15 protein-coding genes are annotated in these 13,901 nt (G+C 72.4%); 7 read left to right on the top strand and 8 right to left on the bottom strand.

The window, feature by feature from the left end; translation table 11 throughout:
- Nucleotides 1–10 precede the first annotated feature (10 nt).
- From pheS to rpmI, 4 genes are all read right to left on the bottom strand, one after another.
- Entirely contained in the window at nucleotides 11–1,135 is a 1,125-nt protein-coding gene (gene pheS, locus KZ813_RS11230) for a phenylalanine--tRNA ligase subunit alpha (protein WP_219755064.1), read from the bottom strand.
- Complete coding sequence (locus KZ813_RS11225; protein WP_219755063.1) at nucleotides 1,132–1,479, bottom strand: GIY-YIG nuclease family protein; 348 nt, start codon at nucleotides 1,477–1,479, stop codon at nucleotides 1,132–1,134. Before KZ813_RS11225 ends, pheS begins: the two co-directional genes overlap by 4 nt.
- 342 nt (nucleotides 1,480–1,821) lie before the next feature.
- Entirely contained in the window at nucleotides 1,822–2,187 is a 366-nt protein-coding gene (gene rplT, locus KZ813_RS11220) for a 50S ribosomal protein L20 (RefSeq protein ID WP_183922336.1), read from the bottom strand.
- A 20-nt stretch (nucleotides 2,188–2,207) separates the two neighbouring features.
- Complete coding sequence (gene rpmI / locus KZ813_RS11215; protein ID WP_219755062.1) at nucleotides 2,208–2,411, bottom strand: 50S ribosomal protein L35; 204 nt, start codon at nucleotides 2,409–2,411, stop codon at nucleotides 2,208–2,210.
- A 194-nt stretch (nucleotides 2,412–2,605) separates the two neighbouring features.
- Between rpmI and KZ813_RS11210 the strand changes: the two genes are divergently transcribed.
- Entirely contained in the window at nucleotides 2,606–4,756 is a 2,151-nt protein-coding gene (locus KZ813_RS11210) for an AsmA family protein (RefSeq protein ID WP_219755061.1), read from the top strand.
- A 7-nt stretch (nucleotides 4,757–4,763) separates the two neighbouring features.
- Here the strand turns inward: KZ813_RS11210 and KZ813_RS11205 are convergent, their stop codons facing one another.
- The 3 genes from KZ813_RS11205 to KZ813_RS20130 all read right to left on the bottom strand — a co-directional run bounded on the left by KZ813_RS11205 (nucleotide 4,764) and on the right by KZ813_RS20130 (nucleotide 6,946).
- A complete protein-coding gene (locus KZ813_RS11205; protein ID WP_219755060.1) occupies nucleotides 4,764–5,417 on the bottom strand; it encodes an NADPH-dependent F420 reductase in 654 nt (217 codons plus the stop codon).
- Nucleotides 5,418–5,480: 63 nt separating this feature from the next.
- Nucleotides 5,481–6,713, bottom strand: a complete 1,233-nt coding sequence (locus KZ813_RS11200; protein ID WP_308461864.1) for an MFS transporter — start codon at nucleotides 6,711–6,713, stop codon at nucleotides 5,481–5,483.
- 5 nt (nucleotides 6,714–6,718) lie between these two features.
- Entirely contained in the window at nucleotides 6,719–6,946 is a 228-nt protein-coding gene (locus tag KZ813_RS20130; protein ID WP_258046657.1) for a hypothetical protein, read from the bottom strand.
- A 378-nt stretch (nucleotides 6,947–7,324) separates the two neighbouring features.
- On the opposite strand from KZ813_RS20130, the gene KZ813_RS11195 reads away from it, so the two are divergent.
- The 6 genes from KZ813_RS11195 to KZ813_RS11170 all read left to right on the top strand — a co-directional run bounded on the left by KZ813_RS11195 (nucleotide 7,325) and on the right by KZ813_RS11170 (nucleotide 13,070).
- Nucleotides 7,325–8,437: a helix-turn-helix transcriptional regulator gene (locus tag KZ813_RS11195; RefSeq protein WP_219755059.1), complete on the top strand. Its 1,113-nt coding sequence runs from the start codon at nucleotides 7,325–7,327 to the stop codon at nucleotides 8,435–8,437.
- A gap of 196 nt (nucleotides 8,438–8,633) precedes the next feature.
- Entirely contained in the window at nucleotides 8,634–9,884 is a 1,251-nt protein-coding gene (locus KZ813_RS11190) for a hypothetical protein (protein ID WP_219755058.1), read from the top strand.
- A gap of 63 nt (nucleotides 9,885–9,947) precedes the next feature.
- Nucleotides 9,948–10,322 (top strand): hypothetical protein, encoded by a 375-nt coding sequence (locus KZ813_RS11185; RefSeq protein ID WP_219755057.1) that lies wholly within the window; start codon nucleotides 9,948–9,950, stop codon nucleotides 10,320–10,322.
- Entirely contained in the window at nucleotides 10,319–11,047 is a 729-nt protein-coding gene (locus KZ813_RS11180; protein WP_219755056.1) for a C39 family peptidase, read from the top strand. The genes KZ813_RS11185 and KZ813_RS11180 overlap by 4 nt, the downstream gene beginning before the upstream one ends.
- Nucleotides 11,044–11,730, top strand: coding sequence for a hypothetical protein (locus KZ813_RS11175; protein WP_219755055.1), 687 nt, complete (start codon nucleotides 11,044–11,046; stop codon nucleotides 11,728–11,730). Before KZ813_RS11180 ends, KZ813_RS11175 begins: the two co-directional genes overlap by 4 nt.
- Nucleotides 11,730–13,070 carry a transporter gene (locus tag KZ813_RS11170; RefSeq protein WP_219755054.1) on the top strand — a complete coding sequence of 447 codons (1,341 nt, stop codon included), beginning with the start codon at nucleotides 11,730–11,732 and terminating at the stop codon, nucleotides 13,068–13,070. The genes KZ813_RS11175 and KZ813_RS11170 overlap by 1 nt, the downstream gene beginning before the upstream one ends.
- A gap of 15 nt (nucleotides 13,071–13,085) precedes the next feature.
- Here the strand turns inward: KZ813_RS11170 and KZ813_RS11165 are convergent, their stop codons facing one another.
- Entirely contained in the window at nucleotides 13,086–13,820 is a 735-nt protein-coding gene (locus tag KZ813_RS11165) for a hypothetical protein (protein WP_219755053.1), read from the bottom strand.
- Nucleotides 13,821–13,901: the final 81 nt, after the last annotated feature.

Raw genomic sequence — 13,901 nt, 5'->3', positions numbered from 1 at the left:
TGAAGGAGGGTCAGGCGGGGGTGCCGACGCCGCCCGACAGCGTCGGGACGTCGAGCGCGGCGAAGCCGTAATGGTGCAGCCAGCGGGTGTCGGCCTCGAACATCGGGCGCAGGTCGTCGATGCCGTATTTCAGCATCGCCAGCCGGTCGATGCCGCAGCCGAAGGCGAAGCCCTGCCACTCGTCCGGGTCGAGCCCGCAGTTGGCGATCACGCGCGGGTGGACCATGCCGCTGCCGAGCACCTCCATCCAGCCCCCCCCGTCGCCGGTGGCGTCGCCGCCGATCACGCGCTTGCCCTTCTCGACCGAGAAGCCGACGTCGACCTCGGCGGAGGGCTCGGTGAAGGGGAAGTAGCTCGGGCGCAGCCGCAGCACGACGTCGTCGCGCTCGAAGAAGGCCCTGAGAAAGGTCTCCAGCGTCCATTTGAGGTGCCCGAGCGTGATTCCCTTGTCGATCACCAGTCCCTCGACCTGGTGGAACATCGGCGTGTGCGTCGCGTCCCAGTCGGAACGATACACGCGCCCGGGCGCGATGATGCGGATCGGCGCGCCGGCGCCGTCCTGGCGGCGCGCGACCTCCACCATGGTGCGGATCTGCACCGGCGAGGTATGCGTGCGCAGCACCAGCGGCGCGGCCTCGTCGCCCTGGCCTCGCGCGACGTAGAACGTGTCCTGCATCGCGCGCGCGGGGTGGGTCTCGGGGATGTTGAGCGCGCCGAAATTGTGCCAGTCGTCCTCGATCTCGGGCCCGGTGGCGACGGCGAAGCCGAGGTCGGCGAAGATCTCGGCCAGCTCGTCCATCACCTGGCTCACCGGGTGGACCGTGCCGCCCGCGGGCAGGTCGACCGGCAGCGTCATGTCGAGCGCCTCGCCGGCGAGCTGCGCGTCGAGCGCGACCTGCTCCAGCACCGCCCTGCGCTCGGCGATCGCGGCGGTGACCGCCTCGCGCAGCTGGTGGATCGCGGGGCCGCGCGCCTGGCGCTCCTCGGGCGACATCGCGCCCAACGTCTTGAGCAGCGCGGTGACCCGCCCCTGCTTGCCGAGCGCCTCGACCCGCACCGCCTCCAGTGCGTCGAGCCCCGCGGCCGCGGCGATCGCGGCGAGCAGGTGGGTGTGGAGCTCGTGCGTGTCGGTCATTGGTCACCCTCGTCGTTCACGCCGCCACGGCCGCTCACGCGGGCCGCGGGGGCGAAGCCGAGGCCGATGGCGAGGTCGCACCACGCCGGGTTCGCCTCCTCGATCAGCCGCAACTTCCAGTCGCGCTTCCACTTCTTCAGCTGTTTCTCGCGCGCGATCGCAGCCTCCATCGTGTCGGCGGTCTCATACCAGACCAGCCGCACCGCTCCGTAGCGGCTGGCGAACCCCGGGATCAATCCTTCGCGATGCTGCGCGATCCGGGCGAGCAGGTTCGAGGTGACGCCGATGTACAATGTGCCGTGCCGCCGGCTCGCGAGGACGTAGACGCAGGGCTGCTTCGGCATGGGGGCAAGGTGGCGAGTAGCGCGACACAGGCATTGTAGGACGCGCGTTCTTATGCCGGACACTATGCTAGCGTCTTTGCCTCCCCGCTTTCTCCTCTTCGTCATCCCCGCGGAGGCGGGGATCCCTACGCGCGGGTCGGCGTGAGAACCGCGACGTCAGCGTATATGGATCCCCGCCTTCGCGAGGATGACGAAGAGGAGGGCGCGGGTCCTCGAAGGCGGTTTCCGGGCGCGGCTCCGCGCCACGCCGCGATCATCCGTGTCGCACACCGCACCTTCGCCCAAGCGAAAAGGGGCGCCGGTGTCACCACCGACGCCCCCTATCTCATCGCGGAGGAAGCCTCACGCCGCCTGCGGCAGCGCGGCCTTCGCCTGGGCGATGATCGCGGTGAAGGCGGCGCCCTCGTTCATCGCGATGTCGGCCAGCACCTTCCGGTCCAGCTCGACGCCCGCGAGCTTCAGCCCGTGCATGAACTGGCTGTAGGTCAGACCCTCGGCGCGGACGCCGGCGTTGATGCGCTGGATCCACAGGCCGCGGAAGGTCCGCTTCTTCACCTTGCGGTCGCGATAGGCGTACTGGCCGGCCTTCTCGACCGCCTGCCGCGCGACGCGGATGGTGTTCTTGCGACGGCCGCGATAGCCCTTCGCCTGCTCCAGGATGTTCTTGTGCTTGGCGCGAGTGGTGACGCCCCGCTTGACGCGTGCCATATGCTATTCCTCCTCGTCGCTCAGTTCAGGCCGTACGGCGCCCAGGCCTTCACCGTCGCGGTGTCGGCCTTCGACAGCACCGTGGTGCCGCGGTTCTGGCGGATGTACTTGGCATTGTGGCTGATGAGGCGGTGGCGCTTGCCGGCGACGCCGTGCTTGAGCTTGCCGGTGGCGGTGAGCTTGAAGCGCTTCTTGACGCCGCTCTTGGTCTTGAGCTTGGGCATTTTCGTCCTTTCTGCTGGAGCGTTCGGCTGAAACGGCCGCGGCAGCCCTGGATGGCCGGGCCGTTCGTCACCGCCGATCGCTCGGAGAAGCGCGCGCCTTAGCCGCGCTCACCGCGAAAATCAACCGCCCGCATCTGGCACGGTGCCGCGGCGCGCGCGCGGAACCGCGCCACCCGTCGCGCGATTGGTCCGGCATGGCAACGATCCCGCCCGACACGGCCGCGCCCGCCACCGCCGCGCGCACGGACGGCGCGTCCGGCGGTACGCCGCCGCCACCGTCGCCCGCCGCCGCGCGGTCGCCCGGGCGCGGCCGGCGGATCGCGCGCGACGTCGCGCTCGGCATCGTCGCGCTGCTCGCCGCGATCTGGCTGGTGCTCTACGTCACCAAGGGCCGGTTCCTGAAGCACCCGTTCGAGCACGTCGTCGGCAAGCTGACCCACCGCCAGGTCACCGTGGGCGGCGACTTCCAGCTCTATTTCGCCCCGCTCAAGCTCAAATTCTACGCCGAGCGACTCGCCGTCGCCAATCCCGCCTGGGCGACCCGGCCGAACCTGTTCGCCGCCGAGCGGATCGACTCGCGCATCGCACCGCTGTCGCTGCTCTTCGGCAAGCGCCGGCTCTACTGGCTCGACCTGGCGAACGGCGCGGTCGACCTCGAGTGGGACGCCGCGCACACGCGCAACACCTGGACCTTCAGCGAGGACAAGGGCTCGGGCAAGCCGCTCGACCTGCCGCGGATCGATCGCGCCACCGTCGCGGGCACGCAGGTGCGCTACCGCGACCCGCGGATGAGGCTGCTCGCCGACCTGACGCTCGACACGATCCGCTCGACCGACGCGCGGATCGGCCAGGCGGTCGGGCTCAGCGGCAGAGGGCAGCTGCGCGACACGCCCTTCACGCTGGCGGCGCGGCTGCTCTCGCCCGACGCGACCGTGGCGCGCGGGCGCAACGAGCTGGTCGCGCGCGCGCGCGCCGCGGGCAACACCGTCGACGTCGCGGGCACGCTGCCGAGCCTCGCCGAGTTCCAGAACGTGCCGCTGGCGGTGCGCGCCAGCGGGCGCAACCTGTCGACCCTGCTCGACGTGATCGGCGTGGTGATCCCCAACACGCGGACGTACCGGCTGCGCGCGCAGCTGGTGCAGAGCGGCAACGAATATCGCTTCACGCGGATGCGCGGCACGTTCGGCGACAGCGACGTCGCGGGGCGACTGACCATCACCAACGGCGCGCGGCTCCACCTCGACTCGGAGCTGACGACGCGACGGCTGGACATCGTCGATGCCGCGCCCTTCATCGGCTACAACCCCGACATCGTCGCGGAGAAGGGCGCGATCGCCGCCGCCGCCGCGACCGGCGCGGCGCCGGCGCGGATCCTGCCCGACGCCGCGCTGCCGGTGGCGACGATGCAGCGCTTCGACGCCGACCTGAAGTGGCACGTCGGCGTGGTGCGCTCGCGCCGCGCGCCGATCGCCGACATCGACATGGTGCTCGATCTCGAGCGCGGGCGGCTGGCGCTGTCGCCGCTGACCTTCGCGATGGCGCGCGGCAACGTCGCCGCGGACGCGATCTTCGACACGCGCGAGCGGCCCAGCGCGGTCAGCTACGACATCCGCCTCGCGCCCACGCCGATGGGGCGGCTGCTCGCGGGCTATGGCGTCGCCGAATCGGGCACGTCGGGCACGATCCGCGGTCGCATCCAGCTCACCGGGCGCGGCGACACGATCCACGACTCGCTCGCCAGCGCGCGCGGTCGCATCGCCTTCGTCATGCCGGCGGGGACCCTGTGGACGCGCAACGTCGAGCTCGCCGAGATCGACCTCGGCACCTTCGTGCAGAAGATGTTCCAGCAGGAGCTGAAGGAACCGGTGCAGATCAACTGCGGGCTGGTCGCCTTCACCGTGCGCGACGGCGTCGCGGCGACCGACCCGATCCTGATCGACACCAAGAACAACGTGATCCTCGCGCGCGGCGGGTTCAGCTTCAAGACCGAGGCGCTCGACCTCGCCTTCCGCGCCGATTCGAAGAAGTTCAGCCTCTTCTCCGGCCAGTCGCCGGTGGGGCTGGGAGGCTATTTCGCGCGGCCGCAGCTCAACGTGATCTCGCCGCAGCTGGTGGCGCGCGCCGGCGTCGGTCTCGGGCTGGCGGTGGTGGCGACCCCGGTCGCGGCGCTGCTCGCCTTCGTCGACCCGGGCGACGCCAAGGCGGCGCAGTGCGGGCCGATCCTCGGCGGCAAGACCGCGGCGGCGCAGCGCGACGAGAAGAACCAGCCGCGCACCGACGTGGGCGACGGCACCACCAGCAAGGCCGAGGCGCCGAAGCGGAAGAAGTTCCTCGGCATCTTCTGAGGCGCGCTCATCGCCACGATCCCTCGGGCCGGTCGACGTCGCGCTCGGCGGCGTCGAGCGCGGCGACCAGCCCGGCGCGGTCGAGCGGCACGCAATAGGCCGGCTTGGCGCGCTCGAACCGCCAGCCCTCCGCCAGCGGGCCGGCGTCGACCGCGGCATAGCCGAGCGAGCCGTGCAATGCCGCGACCTGGGCGCAGGCACCCTCGTCGTCGCCCGCGATCGGCAGCGCGCGGCGGGCGCCACCGGGCAGCACCGGCGGCGCGCGCAGGTCGCGCGCCAGGATGGCGTTGAACGCCTTCGCGATCGCCGCCGCGGGAAAGTGGCGGGCGACCATCTCGCTGGTGGTGGTGGAGCGCGAGTCGAGCGCGGCGATCCGACCGTCGCGGTCGGGGTAATAATTGTTGGCGTCGACCACGGTCCGCCCGGCGAGCAGTTCCGGCGCGAGCCCGAACACCGCGGTGAAGGGGATCGCGAGCACCACCAGCTCGCTCAGCGCGGGCACGTCCTCGGCGCGCGCGGCGGCGCAGCCGATCGTCGCGGCGAGGTCGTAGATCGTCTCGGGCGCGCGCGAGTTGGCGAGCGTCACGTCGTGCCCCGCCAGGACCGCGCGCCGCGCGAGCGCCTGGCCGACCTGCCCCGCCCCGATGATCCCGCCCCGCACCGCCCCGCTCCGCGCTGACCTCAGCGCATTATAGGCGCGGCGCGGACCGGACGTGCCGCCGACTCACGCCGGCGCGGGCGGCGGCGCGGTGGCGGGATCCTCGGGCGCGGCGAGCGGCCGCACCCGCACCAGCAGGAGGCCCCCGAGCAGCGCGATCCCGCCCAGCGCGGCGCAGAAGAGGACCACGCCCGACCAGCCGTGGCGCGTCCAGGCGACCCCGCCGGCCGAGCCGAGCACGCTGGATCCGAGGTAGTAGAAGAACAGGTACCAGGCCGCCGCCTGCCCGCGCGCGGCACCGCCGCGGCGGCCGACCCAGGCGCTGGCGATCGAGTGCGCGCCGAAGAAGCCGATCGTCACCACCGCGATCCCCAGGATCACCAGCCCGAGCGGCGCCGCCGCGGTGAGCGCGACGCCCGCGATCAGCAGCACCACCGGCGCCCAGAAGACGCGCCGACGCCCCAGCCGCCCCGCCAGTCCGCCGAACAGCCGCGAGCTCAGCGAGCCGAGCACGTAGAGCAGGAACACCGCCCCGATCGTCGCCTGCCCGAGGCGATAGGGCGGCGCGAGCAGGTGGAAGCCCGCGTAATTGTAGACGGTGACGAAGGCGCCCATCAGCAGGAAGCCCTCGAGATAGAGCAGGCGCAGCCCGGGGTCGCGGAACAGTGCCGCCGCACCGCGCGGCAGCGCCAGCAAGCCGGCGTCGCTCGGCGCGAACCGCCGCGACGGCGGCGCGAGCCGGCGGAACGCCTCGGCCAGCCCCAGCCCGATCACGCCGACGCTCGCCAGCGCCCAGCGCCAGTCCGCCACCGCGGCGACCAGGCTGGCGACCAGCCGGCCGCCCATGCCGCCGAGCGCGCTGCCGGCGATGTAGAGCCCCATCGCCGCGCCGATCGACGCGGCATCGACCTCCTCGGCGACATAGGCCATCGCCACCGCGGGCACGCCCGCGAGCGCCAGCCCGGCGAGCAGCCGCAGCGCGAGCAGGGCGTGCCAGCCGGGCACCACCGCCGCCGCCACGGTCAGCAGCGCGGCGGCGATCATCGCCGCCACCATCAGCGGCCGCCGCCCGACCCGGTCCGACACCGCGCCGGCGACCAGGATGCCGAGCGCGAGCGGCCCCGTCGCCAGCGACACCGCCAGCGACGCCGCCTCCGCGCTCAGCCGGAAGTCGGCCGCCAGCAGCGGCAGCAGCGGCTGCACCGCGTAGAGCGTCGAGAAGGTGGCGAAGCCCGCGAACAGCATCGCCAACGTGAGGCGGCGATAGGCCGGCGAGCCCGCCGCCAGCGCGGGCGGCACGCGCCTCAGCCCGTGCCCTGCGCGCGCGCGCCGGCGATCATGCGGCGGGCGATCGCGCGCACGCCCGCGTCGTCCTTGCTGTCGTCGTGCGCCGGGTCGCCCAGGTGCGACAGGCTCGCCTCGAGGAAGTCGAGCAGCCCGGGATCGCGCGACTCGACATATTCGATGAGCTTGAAGAGCAGATGCTCGGTGGCGATCTCGCGCTGGCGCGTGCGGCTGATCTCGTCTCTCATGGCGTGCTCCTGTCGAGCAGATCTAACCCGTTCGGAGGAGGCAGGGTCCCGGTCGGAGCACCACCTTCGGCGATGAGCCGCGCCGATCGCCCCGATCTCGCCGGCCATAACGTTCGCAAAACGAACAACGCGCTGTTTATGCTTCATTTTACCTTGATATCGCGGCACCATCCGGCGCGAGGGGAGGCGCGCCCGATCACGTCCCTTTTCGGGAAGGGACATCCCGCTTGGCCGCTTGTCGGTCCGTGGCATTCCCGCATGCTCTCCATGGTTTGTCAGCTAACCTACGGTGACGACGCGAAGAACGAGAGGCCTATCAGCATCACCGCGGCGAACGCGGGACGATCGGCCCGACCGGTCGGGCAACAGGAGAGAGCAATGGTCAGCGTGCTGCACGGCTCCGCCGTCGTCGCGATGGTCGCGCAGGGCCAGGGCGAGGCTCGCGCCGCCAGCGCGCACCCGCCGGAGCGCGTCGCGCCCGCGGCGGAGTCCGACGACCCGCTCGCCGCGCTCGCCCGGGACCATGCGCGCGCGCTCGACGCCGACGCGCTGCTCGTCACCTGGCAGCCCGCCACCGGGGCGCCGGCGGCGCTCTACGCCGGTGGCGCCGCGCTCACGCGCGACCGGATCGACCAGCTCGTCGCCGAGCAGACGGCGCGCCCGGCGCGCGCACCGCGCGAGTGGCGCGCCGCGGCGGAGGGGGCCCAGCTCCTCGCCGTCTTCGCGGCGGGCGAGGGCACCGTCACGATAGCGACATTGTTCGAGCGGCCGAGCGAGGCGGCGCGCGCGCGGGCCGACGCGGAGAGCGCGCGACGTCAGCCGCTGCTCGAGCCCTTCTTCGCGATGTGGGCGCAGCGCGCGCGGGCCCAGGCGCAGGCGCGCGGGCTCGTCGAGGCGGTGAACCACGCCGACGTCGGCGTGCTGCTGGTGAACGCGCGCGGCCAGCTGATGCTCGCCAACGATGTCGCCGAGGCGCTGATGGCGCGGCAGGACGGGCTGCGACGCAGCGGCACGCTGCTGAGCGGCAGCCGGCTGCCCGACACGCTGCGGCTGCAGACCGCGATCGACCATGTCGTCGGCAGCGGCGCGATGCGCGGCCGCGCCGCCGCGCCGGTGATCGCGCTGGGCCGCGCCGAGCGGCGCCCGCTGCTCGTCGCGATCGTCGCCACCGAGCAGCCGCCCGCCAGCGCCGAGGACTGCGCCGCGATCCTCTACGTCTTCGACCCGGCGCAGGAGCTGCGCCGGCTGATCGAGCCGGTGTGCAAGCTCTACGGCCTCTCGCCGGTCGAGACCCGGCTAACCTGCCTGCTCGCCGACGCGCTGAGCCTGGCCGACGCCGCCGCGGCGATGCACGTGCGCGAGCAGACCGCGCGATCGTACCTCAAGCAGATCTTCCTCAAGACCGACACCAACCGCCAGGCCGAGCTGTTGTGGCTGATGCTGAAGAGCGCGGTGCGCGTCGCGCCGAGCTGTCGCACGTCCTTCGTGTGAACACCCCCTGAACGAGGGGAGCGGCTTTCCCCGAACGAGGGCAAGGGAATCACTTATGTCGGGGCAGAGAAGCGCCAGCGGAGTCCGCATACCCGAGGTGTACCGAGGATACGGTGCCGCACCGCTCCTCCGACGACGGCGACGTCGCGCGGTCAACAGGGGGCGTGGCGATCACGTGATAGCGAGGAACGCCGACATGAAAGCACAATTCTTCCGCTCCTGCTCCGTCGCCGCGCTGCTGATCGCGGCCCCCGCGGTGGCGCAGACCGCCGATCCCACCAGCGGCGCCAGCGCGGGGCAGAACGCCGCCGCGGGGGGCTCGACCGCGTCGACCGACAGCTCGAACAGCTCGACCAACGACTGGTCGAACAGCTCGACGAACGATTGGTCGAACAACTCGACCACCGACAATTCGAACAGCTCGACGACGGATAATTCGAACAGCTCGACCAACGACTATTCGAACAATGCGGTGACCACGTCGGACAGCTCGAACAACTCGACCAACGATTATTCGAACAACGCGATGACCACGTCGGACAGCTCGAACAATTCGACGAACACCGCCGACAGCTATAATTCGTCGACGTCGGACAGCTCCAACAACTCGATGACGACCACCGACGCGTCGGACAACTCGACCACCGACAATTCGGTCACCACCAGCGACAGCGGGAACGCCACCGCCTCGTCGGGTCGTGTCGCCGCCAACAACAGCGCGACCGCGACCGACAACACCAACAACTCGACGAGTGATTCCTCGAACAACTCGACGAACACCGCCGACAGCTACAACGACAAGTCGACGACGACCACGACGACGACGGACGCGTCCAACAACTCGACCACGGACAACGCCGATCGCTCGACCACCGACAACTCGAACAGTTCGACGACGGACAACACGAACAGCTCGACCAACAACAGCAACAACGACAGCTCGACGACGACCACCACCGACGCGTCGAACAACTCCACCACCGAAAATTCCGACAACTCGATGACCGACAATTCGAACAGCTCGACCAACGACAATTCGAACAGCTCCACGACCGACAATTCGGACAATTCCGTCAACAACAGCAACAATGACAGCTCCGACAACTCGACCGACAATTCGGTGAGCAACAGCAACAACGACAGCTCGGATCACTCGATCTCGCTGGTGGGCACCTCGGCGACCGCCTCGGCGTCCAACGCCAACGTGTTCGGCGACAATGCGGTGGTCGCGAGCTCGACGCTGTCGAGCTACGTCACCGGCGTCTCGGTGACCTTCGGCGGCGGCGGTGAGGGCGGCACGCCCGGCACGGCCAACCAGCTGAGCAACAGCGGCAGCGCGTTCCAGAACTTCGCCGGCATGCAGGCGCTCAACCAGAACACCGGCGTGGGCGCCTCGCAGAACGCGAGCGTCTCGGTCGCGGTGACCACCGGCGACGTCACCTTCTGATACCCCCTGGGCCGGCGGCGGTGCCCCCGCCGCCGGTCCTCCTTCGTAACGAGGAGCGTGCCCATGCCCCGCCTGATCCCGATCTGCCTCTGGGCATCGCCGCTGATCCTGGCCGGCGCGCTCGGCGCCGGCGACGCCACCGCGCAGACCGCCGCCCCCCCCTTCGCAGCCGCCCCTTTCGCCGCGGCCGCGCTCGACGAGCCGACGCTCGCGCTGATCGCCGGGCGCGAGGACACGCGCCAGTCGGCGCTCGCCGAGCAGAACGCGGGCGTCGCGCACAACAGCGTCGGCGACAATGTCCGCACCGGCGACGCGACGATCGACGGCCAGGCCTTCCAGAACATGTCCGGCCTGTCCGTGCTCAGCGTCAACACCGGCAACAACGTGGCGATCAACGCCGCGATGAACGTCACGATCGCGCTCGCCCCGGCGCCATGAGCCGGTCCGTCCCCGCTTCGACCTGGCTCGCGGTCGCCCTGCTGGGCGCGCAGACCGCGGCCTGCGCCGGCGACGTGGCGCCGGGCTCGCGCTTCGTCGGCGGCGCGGGGGCGGGACCGGTCGGCGACTATCGCGTCGCGGTCCGCTCGATGGCGGAGCGACGCTTCGAAGGCATCGTGCGCCAGCGCTACGATTTCAGCTGCGGCTCCGCCGCGCTGGCGACGCTGCTGCGCTACCATTACGACTTCGACGTGCGCGAGGACCTCGCGTTCCGCGGCATGTGGCTGCGCGGCGACCAGGAGCAGATCCGCCGGCTCGGCTTCTCGCTCCTCGACATGAAGCGCTGGCTGGCGAGCAGGGGGCTGCGCGCCGACGGCTACAAGGTCTCGCTCGACAAGGTGCGCCAGACCGGCGTGCCCGGCATCGCGCTGATCGCGATCCGCCAGTACCGCCATTTCGTCGTGGTGAAGGGCGTCAGCGCGCGCGAGGTGCTGCTCGGCGACCCGTCGAGCGGGGTCAACGTGATGCCGCGCGCCGACTTCGAGCGCGCCTGGAACGGCATCTACTTCGTCCTCGCCGACGACCAGCCGCTCGCCAAGTCGCGCTTCAACCGCGACGCGCAGTGGCTCGCCTACGCGCGCGCGCCGATCGGCGGCCGCTTCTCGGACCCGGTCAGCCAGCAGGCGCTGTCGATCACCGCGCCGTCCTACGGCGACATATCGTGAGCGGCGCGGCGCTGATGCTGCTGGGGCTCGGCCAGGCGCTGTTCGGCGCGCTGGCGCCCGTGCCCGACGCGACGCTGGCGGACGAGCGCGGCGGCTTCATGCTGCCGGGCGGGATCGACGTCGCGCTGACGGTGCAGACGCAGACCGCGGTCGACGGCGCCGTCGTGCTGCGCACCGTCTTCCAGGCGAGCCAGGGCGCGCCGACGCTGACCGTCTACGCCCCGCGCGCGGGCGTCACGGTCGCCGCCGCGCCGGCGGTGGCGGGCGCCGCGGCGGCGACGCGCGCGCCGACCGTCAGCTACGACTCGCGCGGCGGTCTCCAGGTCACGCCCGCGGCGAGCGCGCCGGCGGTCGGCGTGGGCGCGGGCGGTGCCGCGGCGGCGGGAGTGCCGGCGGGGCTGGAGGCGATCGCGGGCGGGATGACCGACCATGGCGTGATCACGCAGGGTCAGCAGGGGGGCACACGGACGGTGGAACTGAGCGGCAGCGATCTCACGGTGACCCATCTCGCGGGCCATGTCTTCGGCAGCGCGATCGCGAACTCGGGCAGCGATCGCACGATCGACACGCAGACCAGCGTCGCGATCGACCTGGGCGCGGCGGGGGCGGAGCTGCTCGCCGGCTCGGCGCTGCTGCGCGTCGGCGAGGTCGCGGGTGCCGCCACCGCGATGAGGGCGCAGTGATGCGGCGAGTCGCGCTCGCGCTCCTCGCCGCCTCGACCCTCACCGCCCCCGCCGCCGAGGCGCAAACGCCGCGCCGCCGCGCCTCGATGCAGCGCCAGCTCGACCAGGCGCTGCGGCTGATCGAGGCGCAGCGCGCCCGGCTCGACGCGCAAGCGGCCGAGCTGGCCGAGCTGCGCCGTCGCGTCGACTCGCAGGCGCAGTCGGTCGCGCGCGCCGAGGCGGCGCCGCTGCCGCAGCTCGCCGCGGCGCCGCCGCGCGCGCCCGCGATCAGCGCGGCGCAGGGCGCGGCGCCCGGTACCCCGGGCGACCCGGCGGGCGTGCTTCAGCCCCCGCTCGAGCGCGTCGGCCAGGCGCCCGAGGACGCCGACCAGCCGATCCAGCTCGCGGTGCTCGACAGCCAGGCGAGCGTGGTGACGCGCAAGGGCCAGCTCACCGGCGAGCTGCAGGTCGATTACGCGCGCGCCGACCGCAGCCGCGCGGTGTTCCGCGGGGTCGAGCTGGTCGAGGCGGTGCTGGTGGGCGTGTTCGACATCAACGAGAGCCGCCAGGACGTGCTCACCGCCTCGGCGGCGCTGCGCTACGGCCTGACCGACCGGTTCGAGCTGGGCGTGCGCGCGCCTTTCATCCACCGCGCCGACGCCTCGATCATCGCGCCGATCGCGGGCAGCACCAACAACGACCAGGCCGCGACGATCGACAGCTCGGTCAAGGGGACCGGGATCGGCGACATCGAGCTGACCGCGCGCTACCAGCTGCTCAGCGGCGGCAACGGCCGGCCCTATCTGATCGGCAACCTCCAGGGCGTGCTGCCGACCGGCAGCAACCCCTTCGCGATCCGCCGCGACGATCTCGGCCGGCCGACCCGCGCCGCGACGGGGGCGGGCTTCTGGGGCATCGCGCCGAGCGTCACCGCGATCCTGCCGAGCGACCCGGTCGTGCTGTTCGGCACGCTCGGCTACACCTTCAACCTGCCGCGCGACGTCGACACGCGGATCCCGCCGGTGGTGATCACCTATGTCGACCCGGGCGACGCGATCTCGGGCTCGGCGGGGATCGGCATCTCGCTCAACCAGCGCACCACGGTGAACTTCGGCTACGCGCACACCTGGGCGTTCGGCACGCGCACCCGCACCATGCTGATCGAGCCCACCGCGGCCTGGCCCGGCGAGCGCGAGACGATCTCGCGCGACCTGCAGATCGGGCGCTTTCTGTTCGGCGTGACCTATCGCGTGACCGATCGCGCCAGCCTCAACTGGTCGGTCGAGGTGGGCGCGACCGAGGACGCGACCGACCTGCGCACGGTGCTGCGCGTGCCGGTGGTGCTGCTGACCGGGGGCTGAGCGGGCGGCGGCGGCTCAGCCCAACTCGCCGTCGGCGTCGTATTTCAGCTCGAGATAGCGGCCGCGCACCGCGATGCCGTCGACCGCGCCGCGGCCCAGCGCCTGGTCGACTCGCGCGATCTCGCCGTCGATCAGCCGCAGGCCGTTCTCGAGCAGGGCGTCGGGCGCGGCGCCGCCGTCCCGCGCGGCGCCGCGCAGCGAGATCGGCACCGCGCGCCAGCCCTCGACCAGGTCGGGCAGCTCGACCGCCAGCAGCGCGCGCACCTGCGCCGCGGCGGGGCTCCGCGGGTCGAGCTGCGCGAGCCGCGGCGCGAGCGCCTCGAGCCGCTGCGCCATCGTCTCGCTCAGCCGCAGCGCGGGCGCGGGCAGGCCGCGGCGCTGCGCGGCGAGCCACAAAGCGGCCTCGGCGGCGAGATCGGGCAGCGTCGCGCCCGCCAGCGCCTCACGGCCCGGCGCGCGCGGCGCCGCGCGGAGGAGGACGAGGATGGTCAGCAGCAGCATCAGCGCCGCGGCGACTCCGAGCGCGACCGCCGGCGCGACCGCGAGCGCGAGCAGCGCCCAGGTCAGCAGCGACGCCGCGGCGGCGAGCGCGAGCCGCACCAGCACGCGACGCCGCCGCCGCGCCCGCGCCTCGCGCTCGCGCCGCGCCTGCGCCCGGCCCTCGGGCGAGACGCGGCGCAGCAGCTCCTCGGCCTGGGTGAGGCCGACGTCGGCGAACCCGGCGGCGACGCTGCGCGCGCGCTCGATCATCGGCGCGTCTCGGCGGGAATCGGGTTCCATCCCCTGAGGTTGCCGCTGTTCGGCGGCGCGGTCCAGTGGATCCGCTCCGCC

The sequence above is a fragment of the Sphingomonas folli genome (genome assembly GCF_019429525.1).
GTDB lineage: Bacteria > Pseudomonadota > Alphaproteobacteria > Sphingomonadales > Sphingomonadaceae > Sphingomonas > Sphingomonas folii.
This window is presented reverse-complemented; position numbering and strand designations above follow the sequence as displayed.

Coding starts and splice junctions, on each gene's coding strand:
- KZ813_RS11170 (WP_219755054.1), top strand. CDS start 11,730: ATGCGGCGAGTCGCGCTCGCGCTCCTCGCCGCCTCGACCCTCACCGCC.
- rpmI (WP_219755062.1), bottom strand. CDS start 2,411: ATGCCCAAGCTCAAGACCAAGAGCGGCGTCAAGAAGCGCTTCAAGCTC.
- KZ813_RS11185 (WP_219755057.1), top strand. CDS start 9,948: ATGCCCCGCCTGATCCCGATCTGCCTCTGGGCATCGCCGCTGATCCTG.
- KZ813_RS20130 (WP_258046657.1), bottom strand. CDS start 6,946: ATGAGAGACGAGATCAGCCGCACGCGCCAGCGCGAGATCGCCACCGAG.
- pheS (WP_219755064.1), bottom strand. CDS start 1,135: ATGACCGACACGCACGAGCTCCACACCCACCTGCTCGCCGCGATCGCC.
- KZ813_RS11210 (WP_219755061.1), top strand. CDS start 2,606: ATGGCAACGATCCCGCCCGACACGGCCGCGCCCGCCACCGCCGCGCGC.
- KZ813_RS11190 (WP_219755058.1), top strand. CDS start 8,634: ATGAAAGCACAATTCTTCCGCTCCTGCTCCGTCGCCGCGCTGCTGATC.
- KZ813_RS11225 (WP_219755063.1), bottom strand. CDS start 1,479: ATGCCGAAGCAGCCCTGCGTCTACGTCCTCGCGAGCCGGCGGCACGGC.
- rplT (WP_183922336.1), bottom strand. CDS start 2,187: ATGGCACGCGTCAAGCGGGGCGTCACCACTCGCGCCAAGCACAAGAAC.
- KZ813_RS11165 (WP_219755053.1), bottom strand. CDS start 13,820: ATGATCGAGCGCGCGCGCAGCGTCGCCGCCGGGTTCGCCGACGTCGGC.
- KZ813_RS11180 (WP_219755056.1), top strand. CDS start 10,319: ATGAGCCGGTCCGTCCCCGCTTCGACCTGGCTCGCGGTCGCCCTGCTG.
- KZ813_RS11195 (WP_219755059.1), top strand. CDS start 7,325: ATGGTCAGCGTGCTGCACGGCTCCGCCGTCGTCGCGATGGTCGCGCAG.